Origin of the sequence: Polaribacter staleyi (assembly GCF_038024045.1) — a bacterium.
Taxonomy (GTDB): Bacteria; Bacteroidota; Bacteroidia; order Flavobacteriales; family Flavobacteriaceae; genus Polaribacter; species Polaribacter butkevichii.
Window position 1 is genome coordinate 3,202,289 of sequence record NZ_CP150665.1, and the last position, 25,494, is coordinate 3,227,782.

At 31.1% G+C, this 25,494-nt stretch carries 23 protein-coding genes; 17 read left to right on the forward strand and 6 right to left on the reverse strand.

Annotation, left to right across the window (positions count from 1 at the left end):
• Positions 1–18 precede the first annotated feature (18 nt).
• The 5 genes from WHD07_RS13425 (at position 19) to WHD07_RS13445 (ending at position 5,826) form a co-directional block, all read left to right on the forward strand.
• On the forward strand, positions 19–1,515 hold the full coding sequence (locus WHD07_RS13425) for an aminotransferase class V-fold PLP-dependent enzyme (protein WP_343328818.1): 1,497 nt from the start codon (positions 19–21) through the stop codon (positions 1,513–1,515).
• Positions 1,516–1,826: 311 nt separating this feature from the next.
• Positions 1,827–2,651, forward strand: coding sequence for a prephenate dehydratase (locus WHD07_RS13430; RefSeq protein ID WP_343328819.1), 825 nt, complete (start codon positions 1,827–1,829; stop codon positions 2,649–2,651).
• Between the two features lie 10 nt (positions 2,652–2,661).
• Positions 2,662–3,804 carry a pyridoxal phosphate-dependent aminotransferase gene (locus WHD07_RS13435; RefSeq protein WP_343328820.1) on the forward strand — a complete coding sequence of 381 codons (1,143 nt, stop codon included), beginning with the start codon at positions 2,662–2,664 and terminating at the stop codon, positions 3,802–3,804.
• Positions 3,805–3,870: 66 nt separating this feature from the next.
• Positions 3,871–4,722 (forward strand): prephenate dehydrogenase, encoded by an 852-nt coding sequence (locus WHD07_RS13440; protein WP_343328821.1) that lies wholly within the window; start codon positions 3,871–3,873, stop codon positions 4,720–4,722.
• A gap of 21 nt (positions 4,723–4,743) precedes the next feature.
• Positions 4,744–5,826: a bifunctional 3-deoxy-7-phosphoheptulonate synthase/chorismate mutase type II gene (locus WHD07_RS13445; RefSeq protein WP_343328822.1), complete on the forward strand. Its 1,083-nt coding sequence runs from the start codon at positions 4,744–4,746 to the stop codon at positions 5,824–5,826.
• A gap of 396 nt (positions 5,827–6,222) precedes the next feature.
• Here WHD07_RS13445 and WHD07_RS13450 read toward each other — a convergent pair whose 3' ends face one another.
• The gene (locus WHD07_RS13450) at positions 6,223–6,864 is read right to left on the reverse strand and encodes a hypothetical protein (RefSeq protein WP_343328823.1); all 642 of its coding nucleotides are present in this window, start codon (positions 6,862–6,864) and stop codon (positions 6,223–6,225) included.
• Between the two features lie 152 nt (positions 6,865–7,016).
• On the opposite strand from WHD07_RS13450, the gene rsgA reads away from it, so the two are divergent.
• From rsgA to WHD07_RS13480, 6 genes are all read left to right on the forward strand, one after another.
• Complete coding sequence (rsgA, locus tag WHD07_RS13455; RefSeq protein ID WP_105047416.1) at positions 7,017–7,982, forward strand: ribosome small subunit-dependent GTPase A; 966 nt, start codon at positions 7,017–7,019, stop codon at positions 7,980–7,982.
• A 3-nt stretch (positions 7,983–7,985) separates the two neighbouring features.
• The gene (gene dtd, locus WHD07_RS13460) at positions 7,986–8,438 is read left to right on the forward strand and encodes a D-aminoacyl-tRNA deacylase (protein WP_343328824.1); all 453 of its coding nucleotides are present in this window, start codon (positions 7,986–7,988) and stop codon (positions 8,436–8,438) included.
• Positions 8,439–8,443: 5 nt separating this feature from the next.
• On the forward strand, positions 8,444–9,112 hold the full coding sequence (locus WHD07_RS13465) for a TatD family hydrolase (RefSeq protein ID WP_343328825.1): 669 nt from the start codon (positions 8,444–8,446) through the stop codon (positions 9,110–9,112).
• Between the two features lie 57 nt (positions 9,113–9,169).
• Positions 9,170–9,889 carry a tRNA threonylcarbamoyladenosine dehydratase gene (locus WHD07_RS13470; protein WP_343328826.1) on the forward strand — a complete coding sequence of 240 codons (720 nt, stop codon included), beginning with the start codon at positions 9,170–9,172 and terminating at the stop codon, positions 9,887–9,889.
• 70 nt (positions 9,890–9,959) lie between these two features.
• On the forward strand, positions 9,960–10,598 hold the full coding sequence (locus WHD07_RS13475; RefSeq protein ID WP_343328827.1) for a YceI family protein: 639 nt from the start codon (positions 9,960–9,962) through the stop codon (positions 10,596–10,598).
• Between the two features lie 99 nt (positions 10,599–10,697).
• The gene (locus WHD07_RS13480) at positions 10,698–12,620 is read left to right on the forward strand and encodes a DUF3857 domain-containing protein (protein WP_343328828.1); all 1,923 of its coding nucleotides are present in this window, start codon (positions 10,698–10,700) and stop codon (positions 12,618–12,620) included.
• 35 nt (positions 12,621–12,655) lie between these two features.
• On the opposite strand, the gene WHD07_RS13485 is transcribed toward WHD07_RS13480, so the two are convergent.
• On the reverse strand, positions 12,656–13,282 hold the full coding sequence (locus WHD07_RS13485; RefSeq protein ID WP_343328829.1) for a CPBP family intramembrane glutamic endopeptidase: 627 nt from the start codon (positions 13,280–13,282) through the stop codon (positions 12,656–12,658).
• Positions 13,283–13,285: 3 nt separating this feature from the next.
• Entirely contained in the window at positions 13,286–13,744 is a 459-nt protein-coding gene (locus tag WHD07_RS13490) for an Lrp/AsnC family transcriptional regulator (RefSeq protein ID WP_158839158.1), read from the reverse strand.
• Between the two features lie 157 nt (positions 13,745–13,901).
• On the opposite strand from WHD07_RS13490, the gene WHD07_RS13495 reads away from it, so the two are divergent.
• The 3 genes from WHD07_RS13495 to WHD07_RS13505 all read left to right on the forward strand — a co-directional run bounded on the left by WHD07_RS13495 (position 13,902) and on the right by WHD07_RS13505 (position 17,204).
• Positions 13,902–15,101 carry an aminotransferase class I/II-fold pyridoxal phosphate-dependent enzyme gene (locus WHD07_RS13495; protein WP_343328830.1) on the forward strand — a complete coding sequence of 400 codons (1,200 nt, stop codon included), beginning with the start codon at positions 13,902–13,904 and terminating at the stop codon, positions 15,099–15,101.
• Positions 15,102–15,265: 164 nt separating this feature from the next.
• The gene (gene nhaC / locus WHD07_RS13500; protein ID WP_105047426.1) at positions 15,266–16,750 is read left to right on the forward strand and encodes a Na+/H+ antiporter NhaC; all 1,485 of its coding nucleotides are present in this window, start codon (positions 15,266–15,268) and stop codon (positions 16,748–16,750) included.
• Position 16,751: 1 nt separating this feature from the next.
• Positions 16,752–17,204: a GNAT family N-acetyltransferase gene (locus tag WHD07_RS13505; protein ID WP_343328831.1), complete on the forward strand. Its 453-nt coding sequence runs from the start codon at positions 16,752–16,754 to the stop codon at positions 17,202–17,204.
• Here WHD07_RS13505 and WHD07_RS13510 read toward each other — a convergent pair.
• Positions 17,155–17,409 (reverse strand): hypothetical protein, encoded by a 255-nt coding sequence (locus WHD07_RS13510; RefSeq protein WP_105047428.1) that lies wholly within the window; start codon positions 17,407–17,409, stop codon positions 17,155–17,157. The two genes, WHD07_RS13505 and WHD07_RS13510, sit on opposite strands and share 50 nt — an antisense overlap.
• 22 nt (positions 17,410–17,431) lie before the next feature.
• Positions 17,432–19,396 (reverse strand): putative porin, encoded by a 1,965-nt coding sequence (locus tag WHD07_RS13515; protein ID WP_105047429.1) that lies wholly within the window; start codon positions 19,394–19,396, stop codon positions 17,432–17,434.
• Positions 19,397–19,510: 114 nt separating this feature from the next.
• Here WHD07_RS13515 and WHD07_RS13520 point away from each other — a divergent pair, with 114 nt between their 5' ends.
• Positions 19,511–20,110, forward strand: a complete 600-nt coding sequence (locus tag WHD07_RS13520; RefSeq protein WP_343328832.1) for a ribonuclease HII — start codon at positions 19,511–19,513, stop codon at positions 20,108–20,110.
• 173 nt (positions 20,111–20,283) lie between these two features.
• Entirely contained in the window at positions 20,284–21,336 is a 1,053-nt protein-coding gene (locus tag WHD07_RS13525) for a nucleoid-associated protein (protein WP_105047431.1), read from the forward strand.
• A 79-nt stretch (positions 21,337–21,415) separates the two neighbouring features.
• Here WHD07_RS13525 and lipB read toward each other — a convergent pair whose 3' ends face one another.
• On the reverse strand, positions 21,416–22,117 hold the full coding sequence (gene lipB / locus WHD07_RS13530; RefSeq protein WP_343328833.1) for a lipoyl(octanoyl) transferase LipB: 702 nt from the start codon (positions 22,115–22,117) through the stop codon (positions 21,416–21,418).
• 150 nt (positions 22,118–22,267) lie between these two features.
• Between lipB and WHD07_RS13535 the strand changes: the two genes are divergently transcribed.
• On the forward strand, positions 22,268–25,477 hold the full coding sequence (locus WHD07_RS13535) for a reprolysin-like metallopeptidase (RefSeq protein WP_343328834.1): 3,210 nt from the start codon (positions 22,268–22,270) through the stop codon (positions 25,475–25,477).
• The last annotated feature ends 17 nt before the right edge of the window (positions 25,478–25,494 follow it).

Consider the following 25,494-nt stretch of genomic DNA (forward strand, 5'->3'; position numbering starts at 1 on the left):
TTGAAACTTTTATAAGGTATGATATCATCAAAAGAAAATATAGGGAAGTTAGATTTAGAGCAGTATTTTAATCAATTTAGAGAAAATATTGTAGGTATCAATCAGACGTTTCTTTCACCTTATGGAGAGCAGCAGTTGATTTATACAGATTGGACTGCAAGTGGTAGACTCTATGCACCAATTGAAGATAAAATGCTGCATCAATTTGGCCCTTTTGTTGCAAATACCCATACAGAAACATCTACCTCTGGAGCAGCCATGACTTTGGCGTATCATGAAGCTAGAAATATTATTAAGCAACATGTAAATGCAACAAAAAATGATGTTTTAATTACTACAGGTACGGGAATGACAGGAGCGGTTAATAAGTTTCAACGTATTCTAGGTTTAAAGGTTTCCGAAAATTTAAAGAATTATACAGAGATTCCAGAAGATTTAAAACCTATTGTTTTTGTTTCTCACATGGAACATCATTCTAACCAGACTTCTTGGTTAGAAACCATTGCCGATGTTGAGGTTGTACCTTGTAATAATGAAGGTTTGTTGTGTTTAAAAGAGTTTGAAAAGTGTTTTCAAAAACATCAAGATAGAAAAATAAAAATAGTTTCTATAACCTCTTGTTCTAATGTAACAGGTATAGAAACTCCTTATCACGAAGTTGCAAAACTGATACATAGTTATAACGGATTGTGTTTTGTAGATTTTGCGTGTTGTGCACCTTATGTTAATATTAATATGCATCCAGAAGATGAAGAAGAATATTTAGATGCCATATTTTTTTCTCCTCATAAATTTTTAGGTGGACCAGGAAGTTCTGGTGTGTTAATTTTTAATAAGAAATTATACAAAAATACCATTCCCGATAATCCAGGTGGCGGTACCGTAAGTTATACAAACCCTTGGGGGCAACATGATTATTTTGATGATGTAGAGACCAGAGAAGATGGTGGAACACCCGGTTTTTTACAAACCATTAGAATAGCACTTTCTATTCAGTTAAAAGAAAAAATGGGCGTTGCAAACATTAAAAAAAGAGAAGAAGAAATTAACGAGGTTATTTTTGATACTCTAGAAAGTCTACCTGGAGTTAAAATTCTAGCACCAAACCATAAAGAGCGATTGAGTATCTTTTCTTTCTATTTTGAAAAATATCATTTTAATTTAGTTGTAAAGCTTTTAAATGACAGATTCGGAATTCAAACAAGAGGAGGTTGCTCTTGCGCAGGAACCTATGGACATTTTTTATTAAATGTAGATCATGAAACTTCTAATAGAATTAAAGATGAAATTTTACACGGCTGCAATACTCAAAAACCAGGTTGGGTTCGTTTATCTGTGCATCCCACTATTACTACAGAAGAATTAAATTTTATCTGTACATCTTTAAAAGAGCTTTCAGTAAATATTAAAGAATGGTCTAAAGACTATCAATATGAAGCCATTAAAAACGATTATAGCCATAAAACAGTTGCTCCAATAGAGAAAGAATTGGTAAAAGAGTGGTTTCAGATTTAGAATATTGTTTCTAAATCCTTTTTCGTTAAAGAATTTCATAATAGAACCCTTACATTTTATGTAGTTTTTAATAATTTATCAAAATTGTTATAAAAAATGCTATTTAATTTGTTTGTTTCAATTTAATCTTTAGATTTGTTCCTTTAAACAAAGAGAATACAAATGTTAAATAACAATTATACTCGTTTCTATTTCTACTTTTACTTTTTTAGTAAGAGAGGAGACTTTGTATCATGTTGTTAACTAACATTCATATCATATAAAGTCTCGAATTTCATTCGAGGCTTTTTTTTTGACATTATTTGAAATTAATGAATAAAATTATAGCCATACAGGGAGCCGAAGGCTCAAACCACCATAAAGTTGCACGCGATTTTTATGGAACCTCAATAGATTTAAAAGAATGCATGTCTTTTGATGTCTTGGTAGATAGTTTGTTAGACAACTCTGCAGATTTGGGTATTATGGCTTTAGAGAATACAATTGCAGGTTCTATTATACCTAATTATGCTTTAATAGATCAAAATAATCTTCATATTATAGGAGAAGAATATTTAAATATTCATCACCATTTAATGGCTTTAAAAGGTCAGGGAATAGAAGATATAAAAGAAGTTTGGTCGCATCCAATGGCATTGTTGCAATGCAAAGAGTTTTTTAAAAAACATCCGCATATTAAATTAGTAGAAGATGTAGATACGGCAGAAGTTGCCAAAAGAATATCTAAAGAAAACTTAATAGGTATTGCAGCAATTGCACCAAAAATTGCGGCAGAAATTTTTAATTTAGAAGTGATAGAAGATAAACTTCAAACCATTAAAGACAACTCTACTCGTTTTGTAATAGTACAAACAGAAGAGCCAGCAGTTAATGAAGCAGTTAATAAAGCATCCTTAAAATTTCAATTGAGTCATAAAAGAGGAAGTTTAGCCACAATCTTAAATGTAATGAGCGATTGCAAGCTAAACTTAACCAAAATACAATCTTTACCAGTTATAGAAACACCTTGGAAATATTCCTTTTTTGTAGATGTAACTTTTGAAGCATATAAAGATTACGAAAAAGCAAAAGCTATTATAGAAATAATGGCAGAAGAGTTCAAGATTTTAGGAACTTATAAAAACGGTAGAAAATAACACAGTTATTATGATTAAACCAGCCAAAAGATTAGATACAGTTCAAGAATACTATTTCTCTAAAAAATTAAGAGAAGTAAGGGGGTTAGCAGCAGCAGGAAAACCAATTATCAATATGGGAATTGGGTCTCCAGATTTGCAACCACCAACTACGGTTTTAGAAGCAATTCAGGGTAGTTTAGGAGATGCGAGTGCGCATAAATATCAATCTTATCAAGGATTGCCAGAATTAAGAAATGCGATTGCTACTTTTTACAAAAACAAGTTTTCTGTAGAGTCAAATCCAGAAAATGAAGTATTGCCTTTAATGGGAAGTAAAGAAGGGATTATGCATATATCTATGGCTTTTTTAAACGAAGGCGATAAAGTATTAATTCCGAATCCTGGGTATCCAACCTATACTTCTGTAACGAAGTTGGTAGGCGCAGAACCTCTTTTTTATAATTTAAGTGATGCAACTAATTGGCAACCAAATTTTGAAGAATTAGAAGCACAAGATTTAACGAATGTAAAAATTATGTGGGTAAATTATCCGCACATGCCAACAGGTACAAATGCAACTTTAGAAACATTTAAAAAGTTGGTAGCTTTTGGAAAAAAGCATCATATTTTAATTATTAATGACAATCCGTATAGTTTTATTTTAAATGATAATCCTATTAGTATTTTACAAGTAGAAGGTGCAAAAGACATTGCTTTAGAATTAAATTCTTTAAGTAAGACCTTTAATATGGCAGGTTGGAGAGTTGGAATGGTAATCGGAAAAGAATCTTACATCAACGAGATCTTAAAAGTAAAATCTAATATGGATTCTGGTATGTTTTACGGAATTCAAAAAGGAGCCATAGAAGCATTACAATTATCAGACGATTGGTTTTTAGCACAAAATAAAATATACCAAGAACGTAGAAACTTAATTTGGCAATTGGCAGACAAATTAGATGCTGTTTATAATAAAAACTCCACAGGATTGTTTGTTTGGGCAAAAATACCAGCAGGTAAAAAATCAGAAGAAGTAACAGATTCAGTTTTATACGATTATGATATTTTTATTACACCAGGAACCATTTTTGGTTCTCAAGGAGAAGGATACATTCGTTTTTCATTATGTGTAACAACAGATATAATTAAAGAAGCAATTTCAAGGCTATAAGCTATAAGCAATAAGCTTTAAACTCTAGGCATAAAGCCTAAAGCATAAGGCATAAAGCAAAAATAAATGAAAAATATATACATGATTGGTATTGGTTTAATAGGTGGTAGTTTTGCTATCGATATTAAAAAAAACAATCCAAATGTTGTAATTCACGGAATTAGTAGAAAAGACGAAACCTTAAACAAGGCATTAGAATTAAACCTAATTGATAAGAAGGCAACTTTAGATGATATAGAAAATGCAGACTTGGTAATTGTGTCTATTCCGGTAGATGCTACCGTAAAATTATTACCAACAATTTTAGATAAAATTTCTGATGATGGTTTGGTAATTGATGCTGGATCCACAAAAGAAGAAATTTGTAAGGTGGTTGAACATCATCCAAAAAGAAGAAATTTTTTAGCATGTCATCCTATTGCAGGAACAGAAAATTCTGGGCCAACAGCAGCTATATCCGGCTTATACGTTGGAAAAACGAACATTATCTGCGAAGTAGAAAAGACAACTTTTAAATTGCAAGAAAAAGCATTAAAGCTTTTTATGGACATTGGAATGCGTATTCGTTACATGGATCCGGTTTCTCATGACAAGCATATTGCGTATGTTTCGCACCTATCTCACATAAGTTCATTTATGTTAGGTAAAACGGTTATTAATAAAGCAAAAAATGAACGCGATATTTTCGATATGGCAGGTTCTGGTTTTGCATCCACAGTTCGTTTGGCAAAAAGTTCGCCAGCAATGTGGACACCAATTTTTAAACAAAATAAAGAAAACGTAATAGAAACGTTAGAAGAATACATCAACAATTTACAACAATTTAAAGAGTTGATGCAAAAAGATGATTTCTCTGAAATTTTTAACGAAATGGAGAACACAAATTATATAAAACAAATTTTAAACGGCATAAAATAATAAGCCACAACAAGTAGAAAAATGGAGAATACAAAAGAATTAAGAACATGGTTGGACGATATGAAATTAAATCATCCACTAGTAATAGCAGGGCCTTGTAGTGCAGAAACCGAAGAACAGGTTTTAAAAATTGCACACGAACTAAAAGATTCTGATGTAAGCTATTTTAGAGCTGGAATATGGAAACCAAGAACAAGACCAGGAATGTTTGAAGGTGTTGGAGAAATTGGTTTAAGATGGTTAAAGAAAGTAAAAGAAGAAACAGGTATGAAAACCTGTACAGAAGTAGCAAACGCTGCACACGTTAAATTAGCAATTGAAAACGATGTTGATTTATTATGGATTGGTGCACGTTCTACAGTATCACCTTTTATTATGCAAGAAATTGCAGACGCATTAGCAGGTACAGATAAAATTGTATTAGTAAAAAATCCAGTAAATCCAGATTTAGCTTTATGGTTAGGTGGTATCGAAAGATTATATACTGCAGGTATTAAAAATCTTGGAGCAATTCACAGAGGATTTTCAACATACGAAAAATCAAAATATAGAAACACACCAGAATGGCAATTAGCTATTGAGTTTCAAAATAAATTTCCAGATTTACCTTTAATCAACGATCCTTCTCATATTACAGGTAAGAGAGACATGATTTTTGATGTTTGTCAAACAGCCTTAGATTTAAACTTCGATGGTTTAATGATAGAAACTCATTTCGATCCAGAAAATGCTTGGTCAGATGCTGCACAACAAGTAACGCCAGATGCTTTAAAGCAAATTATGGTAGATTTAAAAGTTAAAAAAGAAACTGAAACTGCAGTTAGTTACAGAGAACCTTTAGAAAACTTAAGAGCACAAATTAACGTGGTAGATGATCAATTAATTGATTTATTAGGTAAAAGAATGCAAGTTGCCGATAAAATTGGTCAATTAAAGAAAGATCAAAACGTTGCCGTTTTACAATCGCGTCGTTGGAACGAGATTTTAGGAAACATGGTTTTAGAAGGTAGTAGCAAAGGTTTAAGTGAGGAGTTTGTTTTAAAAATGTTTAAAGCAATTCACCAAGAATCTATCAATCATCAAGAAAAAATTATCAACGCATAATTTTCTTAAGCATACACATTTATTTAAAATACCTTCAAGTTTTTATAATTTGAAGGTATTTTTTTTGGCGTTACCATGCAAAAAAGCATGGTCAGGCTTTCGCACTCGCTTTTTTTGTAGAAAAACAAAAAAGAGCTCAAACAATTGCTCAATCCTTAACGCATAGTGAAAGTTTAAAAAGCATTCTCATTACAAAAAACTTGTCATTATAATCGTGTCATTTCGACGATGGGAGAAACCCCATAACAGTGATAAGTCAAACTCAATCAAATTTTATGTGATTTCTTTCAAAAGGTCGAAATGACAAACAACTTACTTTGATTCGATAAAACAGCATGAGTTTAACAAAAAAAAACCGCCAATTGGCGGTTTTTAAAGTTTATAAATAATCGTTTGTTATTTTGTGTACGGAATCCTTCTAGACACTTTTCTCATTAATACATTAATTAAATCTTGAGCATCAGATCCAAGACTTCCTTTTATTTTTTTATGATAATTAACCACTAATTCATCATCTATAGTACTTGTAAAATCCATATTCATAGTTGCACTATTTGTAGCAAACATTCCACCAGTTAAAACAGCCAGTCCTATTGCGGCTCCGTTAGACATTGGTTTAGAAGTTTCATAAGTACCTGTAATAACTGCTTCTACTCCTAAAATTTCTCCTAATTCACTTGGTAAATATTCGTCATAAGCATGAATATCTATTCCTTTCTTTTTTAATAAAGCATTAGTTCTTGTAGGGTTTTGAACAGCAACCAATAGAGTTCCTCTTTTTTTTCTAGTTAAAAACCAAGAATACATCGCTTTTTGTATGTCTAAAGCCTCATTTTTACCCATTTCAATAATTTGTTCAGAACTAAAATCCTTCAATTGTTTTGGTCTTAATTTTACTTGAACATGTAAAGGAAGAATAGCTATTGTTTTGGTGTTTTCAACATAAGTTTCAGCATCATCATGTACATATAATTTAGTTTGTGCATTTGTTGCTGTTATACCAATTACAATAGCAAATAGAGTAATAATTTTTTTCATAATATTTTTTTAAAATTTTAAAAAGCGAATATAGTGGTAATTTTAACGTTTTTTTTAGAGTTTAATCGATTTTTTAAAGGAGTATCACGAAATAACTATTGATTTCAACCCAATTTTTCTTAAATCAATTTTAATTCTGCATCTTTGTACTAATGACAGGAATCGTTTATAAATCTACCGGAAGTTGGTATCAAGTAAAAGCTGAAAACGGAGAATTCTACAAATGTAGAATTAAAGGAAAATTCAGAATTAAAGACATCAAAAGCACCAACCCAATTGCGGTTGGTGATAAAGTGGTGTTCGATTTAGAGAAAAAGAATGATGAAGAAACAGGCGTCATTAAAAAGATTTTAGATAGAGATAATTTTATTGTTCGTAAATCTGTAAACCTTTCTAAGCAAACACATATTATTGCAGCCAATATAGATCAAGTTTTTTTACTAATTACCATAAATAATCCACCCACTTTTACCACTTTTATAGATCGTTTTTTAGTTGCAACAAGAGCGTATAGAATAGATACTATATTGGTTTTTAATAAAATAGATTCTTACGAGTTAGAAGAACGTGCAGAGATTCTGTATTTAAAAGATATTTACGAAGCTATTGGATATAGATGCGTTGAGGTTTCCTCTACTCAGCATAAAAATGTAGATACTATTAAAGATATGATGATTGGTAAAACCTCTATGTTTGTTGGGCATTCTGGTGTTGGTAAATCTACTTTAGTAAACGCTATAGAGCCTTCTTTAAATTTAAAAACTAAAGAAATTTCAGATCAACACAACCAAGGAAAACATACTACTACCTTTGCAGAAATGTTCGATTTAAGTTTCGATGCAAGAATAATAGATACACCAGGTATTAAAGGTTTTGGAGTTGTAGATATTGATAAATACGAATTAGGTGATTATTTTCCTGAGTTTTTTGCCTTAAAAGAACATTGTAAATTTAACAATTGCATACATACAAAAGAGCCTCAATGTGCTGTAAAAGAAGCCTTAGAAGAAGAAAAAATTTCTTGGTCTCGTTATAAAAGTTACCTTCAAATTTTAAGTGGAGATGAAGATAAAGAGCATTTTAGAACCGATGTTTGGAACGAAGAAGATAATGAATAAGTCATGAGAATTGTAATTCAACGCGTATCTGAAGCAAGTGTAAGCATAGAGAACCATAAAGTTGCAGAAATACAAAGCGGACTTTTAGTTTTATTAGGTATTGTAGAAGATGATGATCAGGAAGACATTAATTACTTGGTAAGAAAAACAGCTAACCTACGCATCTTTAACGATGAAAATGAAGTAATGAATAAATCGCTTATAGACATTGCAGGAGAAGCAATTGTAGTAAGTCAGTTTACATTGCAAGCGGCTACCAAAAAAGGAAATAGACCAAGTTATATTAAAGCCGCAAAACCAGATATTGCCATACCATTGTATACCAATTTTGTACAAACTTTAGAAAAAGAAATTGGTAAAAAAGTACAAACCGGTCAGTTTGGTGCAGATATGCAAGTAGCTTTGGTTAATGATGGTCCCGTTACTATTATCATAGATTCTAAAAATAAAGAGTAACTTTTATGCTTTTTTTAGATGTGCATACACATAAAATATATTCTAATGAGAATGTGTTTTCAATAGTAAATACATACCCAAATAGCACTAGTTTTTCCCAACCATTTTCAATCGGAATTCATCCTTGGTTTATAAACCAAGAAACTTTAAAAGAAGAACTTTTATTTGTAGAACATCAGCTGCAAAAAGATAACTGTTTTGCCGTTGGCGAATGTGGTTTAGACAAACTATCAAAAACTGATTTGGACATTCAAAAAGATGTCTTTAAAAAGCAGGTGGCTCTTTCAGAGAAATACCAAAAACCTATAATAATTCATTGTGTAAGAGCACATCAAGAAATTATAGCAATTAAAAAGGAGGTAAACCCCAATCAAGTTTGGATTTTACATGGTTTTCATAAAAGTAAACAATTGGCAGAAAACTGTATAAAAAACGGATTGATGCTTTCGTTTGGTGCAGCTTTTATCAAAAACAAAAAATTACAAGAAACTTTTTTAGCACTTCCGTTGTCATCAATAGTATTAGAAACAGATGATAATGAAATTGATATATCAGAAATTTATAAAAAAGCATCAGAAATAAAAAATATTTCGGTTGAAAAGCTTCAACAAAAAATAACACAAAATTTCATCAATTTGATACCTCAAGCGCAGAGAGGTTTTAATGATTTATAGAATTTTAATGAGGTCTCCACTGCGCTTGACCAGACATAAATAATATATAAAAGTAATATGAGTTGGTTAGAACGTACTGAATTATTAGTGCAAAAAGAAGGGTTAGAAAAACTTAAAAAAGCCAATATTTTAGTAGTTGGTTTAGGAGGTGTGGGGTCTTATGCGGCAGAATTTATTGCAAGATCAGGAGTACAAAAAATGATGATTGTAGATGGTGATGTTTTTGATGAAACCAATAAAAACCGTCAATTAACAGCTTTAGATTCTACCATCGGAAAATCGAAAGCAAGGGTTTTGGCAGCAAGGTTAATAGATATAAATCCAGAAATTGAATTAACAGTTTTAGAAGAGTTTTTATCACCAGAAAGAGCCTTTGAAATTGTAACAAAAGAGTTTGATTATGTTTTAGATTGCATTGATAGTATTACACCTAAAGTAAATTTGATTGTAGCGGCAAGAAGAAAAAAAGTAAAAATAATTTCTTCTATGGGAGCAGGTGGTAAATTAGATGCTACCAAAGTAAAAATAAAAGACATTGCTAATACTAAAAATTGTACAATGGCACGTGTGTTAAGAAAGCGATTAAAAGAACGTAAGGTAAATAAAGGTGTAAAAGCGGTGTATTCTGAAGAAATGCAAATTTCTAAAAGTGTAAAAAGAACCGACGGAACCCATTTTAAGAAATCGTATTATGGTACTATAAGCTATATGCCAGCACTTTTTGGTCTACAAGCAGCAGCTTTTGTAGTTAATTTTATCATAAATAGAAAAAAATAGTTTCCAAGGGAAATAAATATTGTATATTTGCCATGGGAAATAAAATAATATCCATTAAATTTAAAATAACATGAAAAAAATAATTTTATCATTAGTAGTAGTAGCATCAGTTTTAACTGCATGTAAAGGAGAAAAGAAAGAAAAAGTAGAAGTAAAGGAAGCTGTTAAAGTTGCCGTTAACGTAGCTGAATTAAATAATGTAGATACTGCTGTTTCTGTATTAAATTGGGAAGGAACAAAACCAGGAGGAGCACATAATGGAACTGTTGCTTTAAAAAGTGGTGGTTTATTAATAGAAAATGGTAAACTTACAAGTGGTGAGTTTGTAATTGATATGGCTACTATTAAAAACGTAGACATGGCAGGTAGCGAAGGAGCAGGTAAAATTGAAGGACATTTAAAAAATGAAGACTTTTTTGATGTTGCAGTATATCCAACAGCAAAATTTGTTATTACAAAAGTAGAAGAAGTAGCTGGTAAATTAGCTGTTACAGGAAACTTACAAATTAAAGATGTAACAAAAAGTATTACAATACCTGCAACAATTTCTACAGAAAACGGAGTTACAGTTTTTAAAAGTGAAGCTTTTAATGTAGACAGAGCAGATTTTAATGTAAAATACGGATCTAAAAAATTCTTTGAAGGATTAAAAGATAAATTTATAAACGATATAATGACATTCTCTTTTGTTGTAAAAACGAAAGCGTAAATTAGATTAATTCAAATTCAATTTTAGAGGCTAAAAACTTTTGTTTTTAGCCTCTTTTTTGTGCTTTTTTTTTAACTTTGGTTGCTATCAAAAAAATCTATGAAAAAGTTTATTTTCGGCGCTATTTTAGCCGCCTTATTGTTAATTGTACCCAACACATTTAGTCAAAAACCAAATTACGCTGCACTATTAATTCCTACAGAGTTAAAAGAAAATGCAAATGCTGTTATAAGAGATAATACTTTACATATTACGCTAGATGATGTAGATGATATGGTTGTGCATAAAACAAAAGTAGTAACTGTCTTAAATAAATTAGGAGACAGTAAAGCTTCTATGTATGAGTATTATGATAATACCACTAAAATAACAGAACTATCTGCGGTTATTTATAATGCTTTTGGTAAGGAAATAAATAAGTTTTCTAAAAATAAATTTTTAGACGAAAGTGCTGTAAGTGGAGGGACTTTGTATTCTGACTCTAGAGTAAAATATTTAGATTATACGCCAGTTTCTTATCCGTATACAGTGGTTTTTGAGTCTGAATATAAAACATCATCAACAGGTTTTATACCTAATTGGTACCCTATTAAAGGCTATTTTGTTTCTATTGAAAAAAGTAGTTATGTTTTTAAAAATCCATTAAAAATAAATTTTAATAAGAAAGAAAAAAACTTTGAGGGTTATAATATAGAAAACAAACATACAGATTATGAGTTACACTCAACTCTAAAAAATCAACCGGCACTTAAATATGAAGAAAATAGTGTTTCTTACAATGAGATCTTACCAACATTAATGGTGGTTCCTCTAGATTTTCAAACAGACAATATAAAAGGAAGTTATTCTAATTGGAAAGAGCTAGGTGTTTGGATGAACGAAAGTATTTTAAGAGGAAAGTCTAATTTAGAGGAAACAACTAAACAAAAAATTTTAAGTTTAGTAAAAGGAGTAGAAGATCCTATTAAAAAAGCGAAAATTGTTTACAATTTTATGCAAAATAAAACGCGTTATATAAGTGTACAAGTTGGTATTGGAGGTATTCAGCCCATATCAGCAAACGAGGTAGACAAGGTTAGTTACGGGGATTGTAAGGGGTTAACTAATTATACAAAAGCATTGTTAGATGTTGTAGGGGTTCAATCTAATTACGTGCATGTAGAGGCCAATAGAGATGATAAAGTTTCTTTCGATACAGATTTTGCTTCCTTAGCTCAAGGAAACCATGTTATTCTAAATATCCCTAATAATGGTAATGATATTTGGTTGGAGTGTACCAGTCAAACAATTCCGTTTGGGTTTTTGGGAGATTTTACAGATGACAGAAATGTGTTGGTAATAACACCAGAAGGCGGAGTTATAAAAAGAACTCCTGCCTACAAGAATGAAACAAACTTACAAGAGTTAAACGGAAAAATTCAATTAGAAAAAAACGGAAGTTTAACAGCTAGTTTACATAGAGTTTCTAAAGGAATTCAATATGATGATAAATCTTTTTATGAAACTTTATCAAAAGAAGAACTTACAAAAAAATACAAATCTAACGATTGGAGTTATAATAACAATTTAGAAATTGATGCTGTAGATTTGTTAAATGATAAAGATAAGGTAGTTTTTAAAGAAGATTTAAAAGTAACCATTAAAAACTATGCTTCTGTAAATAACAAAGAATATTTGTTTAGAGTTAATGTTTTTAATAGAAACAATTTTATACCTAAAAGATACAGAAGTAGAAAGTTGCCATTAAAAATTTCTAGAGGATATAAAGATGAAGATCAGTATGAAATTATAATTCCTGAAGGCTATGTTTTGGGGGTTTTACCTTCAGAAAAAAATATTTCATCAAAATTTGGAACCTATAAAGTTACGTTTACAAAAGTAGATGATACAACCTTTAAGTATCATAAAACAATGGTTATTAAAGAAGGCGTTTACCCTAAAGAAGCATATAAAAACTACAGAAGTTTTAGAAGAAGTATTGCTAAATATGAAAATTTAAGAATTGCTATTACACAAAAATAAATTGAATGAAAAAGAGTACAATTGCATTGCTATTATTAAGAAGGAAAACCAAGCATATTGCCCATGCCAACCGTAAATAACCAACAACCATAAATACTATGCTCAATAGAAACTAAAAGTGTAGACTTTGTTTTATTGTACGTTATAGCAAATAAAATTCCACCAATAAAGGTTAAAAATAATACAAGTGTATTTCTAAACATTAGATGCGCAGCAGAAAATAAAAGGGCGTTTACAAGTATAAATAAGCTTTCGTTTTTAAATAGATTTTGATAGCGTTTAAAAAAGAAAGTTCTATACAAAAGCTCTTGGGGATACACCGAAAAGAAAGTGTAAAAAAGCAAGATTAAAATCCATAAGCTAGGTTTATTTAACATCACGGTAAAAATATTTTCTTTATCTGTAAACCAAACAAAAGAAGTGGTAATAAGGGCAATAATTAAAAATTTTATCAATGTAGTTGTCCAAAAATGTTTCCAGTTGATGTTTTTCTCAATTCTGAATTTAATTTTTTCAACTTTAAAAAGTACATAGGTAATATAAGTAAAACCTAAAAGACCTATAATCAATTTTAAAATAGGAGAATAATCAAATGCAAAACTTATTGGAATTAGCACAAAAATTAATAAAAGTTCAAAAAATTTACAACGAGTAGTTTGCATGTTTTATAAGTTTATAGCGGTTGTGTTTTTAACTTGTTCAATAGCAAAGATACTATGTGTACTGCCAATATATTTTATGGCAGTTAATTTGGTAACCATAAAATTTCTATAAGTTTCCATATCCTTTACATAAATTTTTAGAATATAATCATAATCTCCACTCACATGAAAGCATTCTGATACTTCTTCTAATTTTAAAATTTCTCGCTCAAAAGTAGTTACATATTCTTTAGAATGTTGAATCAGTTTTAGATGACACAAAACTAAGAACGATTTATCAATTTTATTTTTGTTGATGATGGCTACGTACTTTTCAATCACATTTTGGTTTTCTAATTTTTTGATACGTTCATAAACAGCCGTAACAGACAAGTTTAATTGAAGTGATAACTGTTTTGTGGTTTGTTTACTGTCTTCTTGTAATAAATTAATGAGTTTTTTATCGGTAGAATCTAATGCCATGGTTTTAAATTTTCTGAAAAGATATCGGAATAGAACTTATTTTAGTTTTTAAGTCTAGTTTATTTTATAAATTTAGATAATAAAACTATATTTTTTAGTTTATGTTGATTTTATTTCTTGTTAGTCGTTTTTTTGTAATCAATAAAACTAAATAATTATGAAATTTAAACCCGCAGATAAAATTCAAGATTTACAATATTTTGGAGAGTTTGGTGGCGTAAATCCATCCATTTCAGATTCCTCTACCTATACATTTATATCAGCAAAAACCATGTTCGATACTTTTGAAGGTAATGCAGATGGCTGTTATTTGTATTCAAGACATTCATCACCCTCAAATTTATATTTAGGAGAAACTTTAGCTGCAATGGAAGGTACAGAAACAGCAAACGTTTCTGCATCTGGTATGGGGGCCATTACACCTGTTTTGTTGCAATTGGTAAATGCAGGAGAACATATTGTTTCTAGTAGAACTATTTACGGAGGAACCTATGCGTTTTTAAAAAATTTCATCCCAAAATTTAATATTAAAACCACTTTTGTAGACATTACAAATTTGGCAGTTGTAGAAGCTTCTATTACAGAAAAAACAAAAGTTTTGTATTGCGAATCTGTAAGTAATCCGCTTTTAGAAGTAGCAGATATTGCAGGTTTATCTGCGTTAGCAAAAAAATATAATTTAAAATTGGTGATAGATAATACGTTTTCTCCATTATCAATTTCTCCTGCAAAATTAGGGGCAGACGTTGTAATACATAGCTTAACAAAATTTATTAATGGTTCTTCAGATACTGTTGGTGGTGTAGTTTGTGGTACACAAGAATTTATCAACGATTTACGAAATGTAAATAGCGGAGCTAGTATGTTATTGGGTTCTACGATGGATAGTTTAAGGGCTTCATCGATTTTAAAAAATATGAGAACGCTGCATCTTAGAATGAAACAACACAGTTTTAATGCTGCTTTTTTGGCAGAAAAATTTGAAGCGGATGGGTTAAAAACAGTCTATCCTGGTTTGGCTTCTCATCCTTCTCATATGCTTTTTAAAGAAATTATGAATAAGGAATATGGATTTGGAGGAATCTTAACAATTGATGTTGGTTCTTTAGAGAAAGCCAATGAATTAATGGAGTTAATGCAGCATAAAAATTTAGGGTATTTAGCGGTAAGTTTAGGCTTTTACAAAACATTATTTTCTGCTTCTGGCAGTTCAACATCATCAGAAATACCTAAAGAAGAACAAGTAGAAATGGGGTTGTCAGAGGGGTTAATCCGTTTTTCTATTGGTTTAGATAATAATATTGAAAGAACCTATCAGGCAATGAAATCTTGTATGATTAGTGTAGGGGTTTTATAAAAAAACAAATTATTATTTTTTACTATTCTAAAAAAAATATTCTTTAAAAAAACAGACTAAAAAAAATAGAGTTGACAAATCCGAAAGGGTAAATATAAGTTGCTGAAATCAATTTGCGTAAAACTCCGTAAAATCGTAACATTACAAAACGAAATTTTAACTATATGGAGAGCAAGAATATTACACCAACAAACCCGGAAGACGAGAATATTATAGAAAATAAAGAACTTAATATTTGGGAAGCCTTAATACCGGTTTTTGCGTTGGTTGGTATGTTGTTTTACAATGTTTTTTTTGTGTATGGTGATGATGCTTTAAGTGGTAGTAATCAATTTATTTTGTTAATGGGAGCAGCGGTAGCTGCAATTGTTGGTTTTAGAAACAAGGTTTCTTACAAACAAATGATGGAAGAGGTTTCTGAAAATATAAAATCTACTTCTGGAGCTCTTTTAATTTTGTTAATGGTAGGTGCTTTGGCCGGAACTTGGTTAATAAGTGGTATCATTCCTTCTATGATTTATTACGGATTACAAATTTTAAACCCAACTATCTTTTTGGCAGCTTCGGTTGTTATTTGTGCCATTATTTCTATTGCAACCGGTAGTTCTTGGACCACCTCTGCAACCGTTGGTATTGCTTTGGTAGGTATTGGAAATACTTTGGGTATTTCTGCGGGTATGACGGCAGGTGCAGTGTTATCTGGTGCTTATTTTGGAGATAAAATGTCTCCTTTATCAGATACAACAAACTTGGCGCCTACAATGGCCGGTGGAGATCTGTTTACACATATTAAATACATGTCTTTAACAACAGTGCCAACAATTTTAATTACACTATTAGTTTTTTTAATTATTGGTTTTTCTATAGAAACAACAGGTACGCCAGATGTATCAGATAAATTAGCAGCTATAGATGCTGCCTTTAATATTTCTCCTTGGTTATTTATGGTTCCTATAACGGTAATTTTTCTAATTATAAAAAAAACAGAACCATTGGTAGCGTTGTTAGTGGGTACTTTATTTGCAGGTGTTGTAGCTATTATTGCGCAACCAGAAATAGTGATGAATGTTGCAGGCGCAGATTCTTTAACTTTTAATTCTGCATATAGAGGCGTTATGAATGCAATTACAATAGATTCTGCAGTGGAAACTACAAGTGTAGAATTAAACGATTTGTTTTCTGCAGGTGGTATGAGTGGTATGTTAGGTACTATTTGGTTGATAATTTGTGCTATGGTTTTTGGAGGGATTATGGATGCAATTGGTGCTTTGGCAAGAATTAGTAAGGCGTTATTAAGTATGGCATCTTCTGTTTTTGGTTTATTTGCAAGTACTGTAGCCAGTTGTTTAGCTTTAAATGTTACGGCTTCAGACCAGTATTTAGCCATTGTTGTACCCGGGAAAATGTTTAAAAAAGCTTATGAAGATAAAGGCTTAGCACCAGAAAATTTAAGTAGAACTTTAGAGGATTCTGGTACAGTAACATCGGTTTTAATTCCATGGAATACTTGTGGAGCATATCAATCGGGTGTTTTAGGTGTAAGTGTTTCAGAGTACTTTTTCTTTGCTATTTTTAACTGGTTAAGTCCTATTATGACTTTAATTTTTGCTGCTTTTAATATTAAAATTAAACAGTTAGTAAAAAAATAATATGATTGTTGCTGCTGTTCTTTCGGATGCAAAACAACTTACTGAGGTTGCATTAGAATCGAAAGCTTTTTGGGGGTATTCTAAAGAGTTGATAGAAGGTTGGAGAAATGATTTAACAGTAACATCTACTACCATAGAAACTTGCAACGTGTTTAAATTTATGGTTGCAGATGTAGTTGTAGGTTTTTACGTTTTAAATAATCCGAAAGAAGATTTCGTTAAATTAGAAATGCTGTTTGTTTTACCTAAATTTATTGGTAAAGGTATCGGTAAAAAATTATTAGCACATGCCTTAGAAAAAGCAACAATTTCTAATGCAAAAACCATAGAGTTAGTTGCAGACCCTAATGCTATTCCTTTTTATAAATCTCAAGGTTTTGTAGAAAAGGGGCAAATAGGGAGTGCTATTTTGGGACGTTTTTTGTCTTTAATGCAAAAAGATTTAAAACAATAGAAATTAATAAAAGTACCCAAGGACTTCCGTGTAGTAAAACATCAAACCAATCTTTAGCTTGCATTGGGTGTGCTCCTATAAAAGCACCTCCACCTAAAATCCATTGAACTTTACCTAAAATATGTGGCGGATTAAAAGGGGCAAGTCCTAAAGTTAAACTAGCCATTAAAAATAATTTCCAGTTGTTTTTAAGTTGGTCTTTCATAAATGATTTAACACATTAAAGTTTAAATAAACCAGTTCCAAACCAATCCAAAACGAATAGTAAAATCTCTATATGGATAATTAGGAGCCGAGTAATAGTTTTTTGATGTAAAACTAGAAGTTACGTTTTCAATTTTAAAATACAAGCGTGTTCTTCGCACTTGTGCGTTAAAGAAAACATCTACAGAAGGAAAACCTATTTCTTGCGTATCTTGTAATGTAAACTCCGCTAACAATGGGTTGTAGGCATTCATTTTATACTTTGTAAAATAATTAAAAGTAGCCCCAATGTTAACTAACATTGGTTTTCCTTTAAACCAGTAGTCTTGGTAGTATAATGTGTTTCTTGTAACCAATTCTGGTACTCTAAAAACAGAGCTACCACTACTAACGTTTTGGTACATTACCGTATTATCTAAAGCTAGTTTCCAATACTTAATTTCTTTGTTCGCTTTTACTTTTAAATAAGTAATTTGGCTATCGAATTGATGCGGTTTGTTGTCTTCACCAAAATAAGTGTAGTTGTCAATATTTGTAAAGTTAAGAGCTGCATTTAGCCATTTAGAACTAAAAGAGAAGCCTAGGTCTCTTGTATTAACAGACGTAAAATTATCATTTTGCCAGTTGTAATCGTCATATTTACTTTGGTGTAAAAGCGTATTAAAGTTGGGCGATTTAGAGCTAATTAATAAACTTCCTTTTACTGCAAAAAGACTGTCTTTTTTATACAATGCCTCTCCTTGTAAAAAGGTACCAGACAATCTGCCGCTTCCAGGAGATAGATTTCCGGTAGCATTTAAATGAAAGTTTTTAATTTTTGCGTTCCAATCTGCACCTACAGAAATGGCACTTCCCTCTAATTTAACTTTAGAAATATTACTATTTGTGTTTAAAATAGTATCATATCCGTAAGAATAATTGGTAATATTTATTTTGGCTTTAAATTTACCAAGTACGTATTTAGAGTTAAATTCTAGGTTTAATTCGTTATTTGTAATGGTGTTTTTTGCTAGGTTGTTACTAGCACCAGCAGAGTTTTCATCACCAAAAATAGTTGTAGTACTTGTAGGTTGTGTAAAACTATACTCTTTTGTTTCCGTAGTAAAAACATGTCCAACTTTTAAGTTGCTAAAATCCTTTTTGTTGATGCTATCTTTACTAGATAACAGTTTGTAGCTATGATCAAAATAAACCCTTCTACCTTCAAAATCATTTTCGGCATCATCTAAATTTACATCTAATCTAGCCCTTGTGGTATAGTTGTCATCGTTACTTTCAAATTTATCAATTTCATCTTGTGGCAATCCACCACTTTCTTCATTAAAAAAATCTTGAGAGGTTATATGACCACGAATTTCGTATTGGTTTTCTTCTGTTCTGTAGTGAAAAGCACCTCTAAAGTTACCATGACTCGCTAAAGATCTTCTGTAAGCTCCCAAAGAACGAATTCCTTTGTAAGAAAGCGATACGTTTAATCTTGGTGAAAAATTTACGGTAAAGATAGCATCTAAAACTTGCCCCTGTTGCAACCCTGTTCTGTAAGTAATTTCGGTTGTTGGTGTAGGTACTTCGTAATATTTAATTTCATCAATATCTAAATAGCTAAACTGTTTTGCAGTAAAACCAATGTCTGGCAAGAAATTTAAATTGCTAAAATTATACCCTAAATTGGTAAAGGTTTGCCCTTGGTTATGAAAGGCTAATAACTCAAAATTATCCGTTCTTAAATAATTAAATTTATAATCTTTTTGTATGGTTAATGTGGTGTCTATATACGTGGTATCTCTTTCGTGAGAAAATATTTTGTAGTCTGTATACTTTGTTTTACCAGATAATTTTACCGTAATTTCTCCCGTATTTCTAAGGGTGTCATTCTGAATCGTATTAAAACCATTATTTTCTTGAATAGGGTTTAGAGTTCTTTGTGAAAATAAAGAACCAGCCACTAGAAAACCAAGTATTGATAAGAAGAATCGTAATTTGTTCATAGATTGTTTCTGCAATGGCAAATGTAAAATAATTAAACGAAAATAATTGTTAATAATTATCATGAAATCTGTTAATTAAGCCATGTTTATTTAAACTTTTCTTTTCTTTGTAAAATGTTAGCATCAAATTATAGTGGTTTTTCTTTAGAAGCCGGTACAGATGAAGCCGGTAGAGGCTGTTTATGTGGCCCTGTAGTAGCAGCAGCCGTAATTTTACCAAAAGATTTTACACATCCTTTTTTAAATGATTCTAAGCAATTATCAGAAAAAAAGAGGGAAGAATTGCGTCCTTTTATAGAAAAAAATGCTCTTGCCTTTGGCGTTTCTTTTGTTTGGCAAGAAGAAGTAGATCAAATAAATGTTTTGCAAGCCTCTATAACCGGCATGCACAGGTCTATAGAAATGCTTAAAATTGAGCCAGAATTTATTATTGTAGACGGTAATAAATTTAAAGATTATAAAGATATTCCGCACAAAGCTATCGTAAAAGGAGATGCCAAATACCTAAGTATTGCCGCAGCTTCTGTCCTCGCAAAAACGTATAGAGACGAGTATATGGCAAAAATTCATGTAGAATTTCCTGTCTATAATTGGGCAAAAAATAAAGGATACCCAACAAAAGAACACCGAAACGGAATACGAGAATTTGGTGCAACTAAATACCACAGAAAAACCTTTAAACTGTTGCCAGAACAAACCAAATTAAAGTTATAAAACATTTTTTAGAAGCTATTTCCTGCTTTCACTACTCGCTTTTTTTGCCTAAAAAGGCAAAAAAGAGCTCAAACAAACCGTTCAATCAGGGCTAAACTTGTTTGTAAACTTTATAGAATAAGTTCTAATTATTTAAAAACTTCGACTATTTTTACGCTCCAAAATTTTAACTGATGATAAGAAAAACCAAAGCAGAAATTACCAAATGTATTTTACATAAAGTTGCCAATAAGTTTAATAGCGGACAAAATGTTTTTTCTGAAGACTTAATTCGTTTCGATCAAGAAAGTTACGATTTAATGAAAGGTTTTTTATTAAAACCATTCGGAAACTTAACACAAAGCTACCGCTTTACCAATCATGAAGACGTACGTTTAAACGAGGTAAATAAATTTGCTTCAGAAGTTTTTAATGACGAAGAAAGTTTTGTAGAATACTCAAAAAGTATTGTAAACCATTTGTTTGAGCAGTCTAATTCTGCACAAATAAAAACAGGAGATGTACTTGTGGTTTATATAGAAGGTATAGAATATAAAGACGTTTTAACAGAAGCCATTGGTGTTTTTAAAATAGAAAATAAAGTAGATTTCTTTCAGACTTATTTAGATGATAATGAGAGTTTTGATGTGGTTGTTCAAAAAGGAATTTCTACCAAAAGAATAGACAAAGGATGTTTGGTTTTAAATACATCAGATGCAGAAGGTACGGTTGTTTTATCTGTAGATAACAACAATTACGATGCACAATATTGGACTAAAAACTTTTTATCTGTAAAATTAGCAGACGATTACAATTCGCACACACAAAACTATTTAGAAATGTGTAAAGAATTTTCTGAAGAAGTAATTAAGCCCGAATTAGGAATGCACCAACAAGGTAATTTCTTAGCAAATACGGTAGATTATTTTAAAGAAAATGAGGCTGTAGATTATGCAACTTTTAAAGATGAGGTTTTTGAAGAAGAGAAACACAAAGAAAAGTTTGACGAATACAAAGAGCATTTCGAAAAATTAAATGATGTGTTAATCAGAAATAATTTTGATGTTTCTGGAGTCGTTTTAAAGAAAGAGAAAAACAAGCTAAAAACAGAAATTAAGTTAGACACTAACATCAACATAAAACTAGATGTAGATGCACCAGAAGCAGCATCAGAATATTTAGAAAGAGGGTATGATGAAGAAAAGAAAATGAAATTTTATAAAGTATATTTTAACGAAGAGAAGTAATTACTTGTCATTGCGAACGATAGTGAAGCAATCTGTTAATTAAAATTTACAGATTGCTTTGTAAACTCGCAATGAGTAATTATTTTATAAATTCTTCAACCTCAAAAAGTAGTTTAAAGTGTTTAAGAATTTTAGCTTTTACTTCCTCAGTGTCTACTTTTTTATTTAATTCGGCTTCCATAGAAGTTACGGCTTTTCCTTTAATTCCACAGGGAATAATATTATCAAAATAGCCTAAATTTACGTTTGCATTTAATGCAAAACCATGCATTGTTACCCATCTAGAAGAACGGATTCCCATAGCGCAAATTTTACGAGCAAACGGAGTGCCAACATCTAACCAAACACCTGTTTCACCAGGACTTCTTTCTGCTTTTATTCCATACTCGGCAATGGTTAAAATAATTGCTTCTTCTAAAAAACGTAAGTATTTATGAATATCTGTAAAGAAGTTTTCTAAATCTAAAATTGGGTAGCCAACAATTTGTCCGGGACCATGGTAAGTAATATCACCACCACGATTAATTTTATAAAAAGTAGCTCCTTTTTCTGCTAATTGCTTTTCATTAAGTAACAAATTGCTCATGTGTCCACTTTTACCTAAAGTATATACATGTGGATGCTCTACAAATAAAAAATAATTTTTTGTAGAAATTTTTTCTTCATTCTTACGATTAGCAATCTTAACATCAACAATTCCTTGTAATAATTCAGTTTGATAATCCCAGGCTTCTTTGTAGTCTTTTACAGATAAGTCTTGTAGTAGTATGTTTCTGTTCATAATCTCGACTACAAAGATAATTATTTCATTATATTTGATGACGATTTTACATATAAACTGTTTATGAAAACAAAATTTCCTCTATCACTTATTCTTGTCGTATTTTTTTTCTCTTTCAGCGGAGTATATGCTCAAGAGTTTTTAAAAAAAATGGATAAAAATAAAGTGATTATTCAAGAAAATAATATCCTAAAAAAGAAAAATTTCCCTTCTAATTATAGCCTTCTTTCTATAGATGTTGATAATTTTAAGACGTTTTTAAAGTCTAAATCAAAATCTAAAGAAGATCAAAGTATTATAAAACTACCCAATGCAGTAGGTGGTTTTTCTAATTTTATCATCAAAGAAACATCAAATTTTGAGGCTAAATTGGCTGAAAAATATTCTATGATAAAGTCTTATTCTGCTCAAGGAATAGATGATCCTACGGCAGTAGCAAAAATTAGTATGGGTACAGATGGTTTTCATGCTATAGTATTTTCGGGCGTTGAAAAAACATTATATGTAGACCCTTACTCTAAAGACGGTAAAACATTAATGGTTTATAAGAGAACAGATTTAGCACCAGATAAAGATGGTTTTACTTGTCATGTAGAGGAAACGGTAACAAGTGTTGCAAAAACAAATAGTATTAAAAATGCCAATGACGGAAAGCTAAGAACTTTTCGGTTAGCTTTAGCTTGCAGTGGAGAGTATGCAGAATTTCATTTAACAAATCAAAATATATCTACAGCGGCTACAGATGAAGTAAAAAAAGCAGCAGTTTTATCTGCTATGAATACTACTATGACTAGGGTTAATGGTGTTTACGAAAGAGATTTAGCGGTAAGAATGGTAATTGTAGCAGACAATGATAAGATTATTTTTTTAGATGCAGGTACAGATAATATTACCGATGGTGATCCTGATGCAATGCTTAACGAAGTACAAACTATTTGTGATTCTAAAATAGGAAATGCTAATTACGATATTGGGCATGTTTTTAGCATTGCAGGAGATGGTTTAGCTGGTGGTGGTGTTGTTTGTGTAACTGGACTTAAAGCGGAAGGGGTAACTGGTAGAAGTCAGCCTATAGGAGATGCATATGATATTGATTATGTAGCGCATGAAATGGGACATCAATTTGGAGCAAACCATACACAGAATAATAATGATTGTAATCGAAATAATTCAACAGCAGTAGAACCCGGAAGTGCCTCTACTATAATGGGGTATGCAGGTATTTGTTCGCCAAATGTACAAGGTCAAAGTGATGATTATTTTCATGCAATTAGTATTGCAGAAATGTGGGGTATTATTCAGACTTCGGCAAGTTGTGCAGTAGTTAGTGATACCAATAATACAGCACCAGTAGCAGATGCTGGAGCAGATTTTAGTATTCCAAAATCAACGCCATTTGTTTTAAAAGGAGTTGGTACAGATGCAGATGGTACTGCAAGTTTAACTTATAATTGGGAGCAAATAGATAATCAAATAGCAGTAATGCCTCCTGCTTCAACAAGTACTAAAGGGCCTGTTTTTAGATCTTTACAGTCAAGTTCTACACCTAACAGATATATGCCTGCATTAGCAACTATTGTTTCAGGTAGTACGTCTTCTACTTGGGAAGTTTTGCCTTCTGTAGCGCGCGATTTAAATTTTTCTTTTCTAGTAAGAGACAATCATGCAGGTGGGGGAAGTTCTGCTAGAGATGATATGAACGTATCTGTAGAAGATGCAGAAGCTTTTACTGTTTCTGCTCCTAATTCTGATGTTGCTTGGGATGTTGGCTCAACACAAACAGTATCTTGGGTAAAAGGAACCACAGATCTCATGCCTATTAATTGTTTACATGTGAATATTAAATTATCTGTTGATGGTGGACTTACTTTTCCTATCATGATTAAAGAAAATACACCAAATGATGGTGTAGAAAATATTGTAATTCCTAATAATCCTTCTACAACCTCAAGAATTATGGTAGAAGCTGCAGATAATATTTTTTATAACGTTAATAGTACAAATTTCACGATCAATTCTGTTATACCAAGTTTTGTAATGTCAAATACCAGTGGTATGCAATTAGGGTGTAATTCAGGTAATGACTCTGTAAACTACACGTTTAATTTTGATTTTGTAAATGGTTTTTCTGATCCTGTTACGTTATCTGCAGAAGGTTTTCCAGTTGGTGCCAATGTGGTTTTTTCTCCTTCGGTAATTAATTCTGATGGAAATGTAACAATGACCATTTCTAATTTAGAGGGTAAAGCAGCTCAGAATTATGAAATAAATGTGAAAGGAGTTTCTACAAGTTTAGATAAGAATGTAGCTGTGGTTTTAGATTTAAAAACAGCCGATTTTAATGAATTAACATTAATTTCACCTCAAGATGAGGCAGATAATATTGATCTATTTGAAGAGTTAAAATGGGCGTTAGATACTAATGCGGTATCTTACCAAATTGAAATAGCAAAAGACCCTAATTTTTCTGAAATTGTTTCATCAGAGAATGTGACAAACAATTCTTATATTCCAGTTAACTTGTCTCAAGAAACTCTATATTTCTGGAAGGTAAAGTCTGTTAATGATTGTGGTGAAGGAAGTTATAGTAAAACCAATAGTTTTACAACAGAAGACTGTGAAGTGTGTGAGTCTAGAGGAGATGCTGATTTTTTAACAGGAACTACCTTAGTAGAATTTAATACAATTAATAATGCATCTGAAAAAGAAGAAGGTGGTTTAGGATATAGTGATTATACAGAAATAGAAACAGAAATATTTATTAATAGTACCTATGAATTAGTAGTAAATACAAATACGGATGGTGAGTATAGAGTGTTAACGCAAGCTTGGATAGATTGGAATCAAAACTGTGTTTTTGATATTGAAGAAGCGTATGATTTAGGTTCTACAGAGGATGGGGAAGATATTGCTACGAGTGCAAGTCCATTTAAAATTACGGTTCCTGAAAATGCTAGATTAGGCAAAACTATTTTAAGAATTTCTACTAAATATGTAGATTCAGATGATCCTTCAGCTCCAGGTTCCTGTGATTTAGGTTTTGATGGGGAAGTAGAAGATTATACTGTTTTTGTAAAAAGTGTTTCTATTTATGATGCTGTTTTTGAAGATTTTAATTTGTATCCAAATCCTACGAAAGGTGAATTTACATTAAATCTTAAGCTGATAAATACAGATAATGTGTCTGTACAATTATTTGATATTAGAGGAAGGTTAGTAGCGCAGAAAGTATTTTTAAATACAAATAAAGATACAAGTTTTTCTAAAAAAATATCTTTTAATAACCTTTCTGGAGGATTGTATTTATTGAAAGTTACAAACGGAAACAAACAAACAACAAGAAAACTTATTATAGAGTAAACAAACAAAATTTTAAA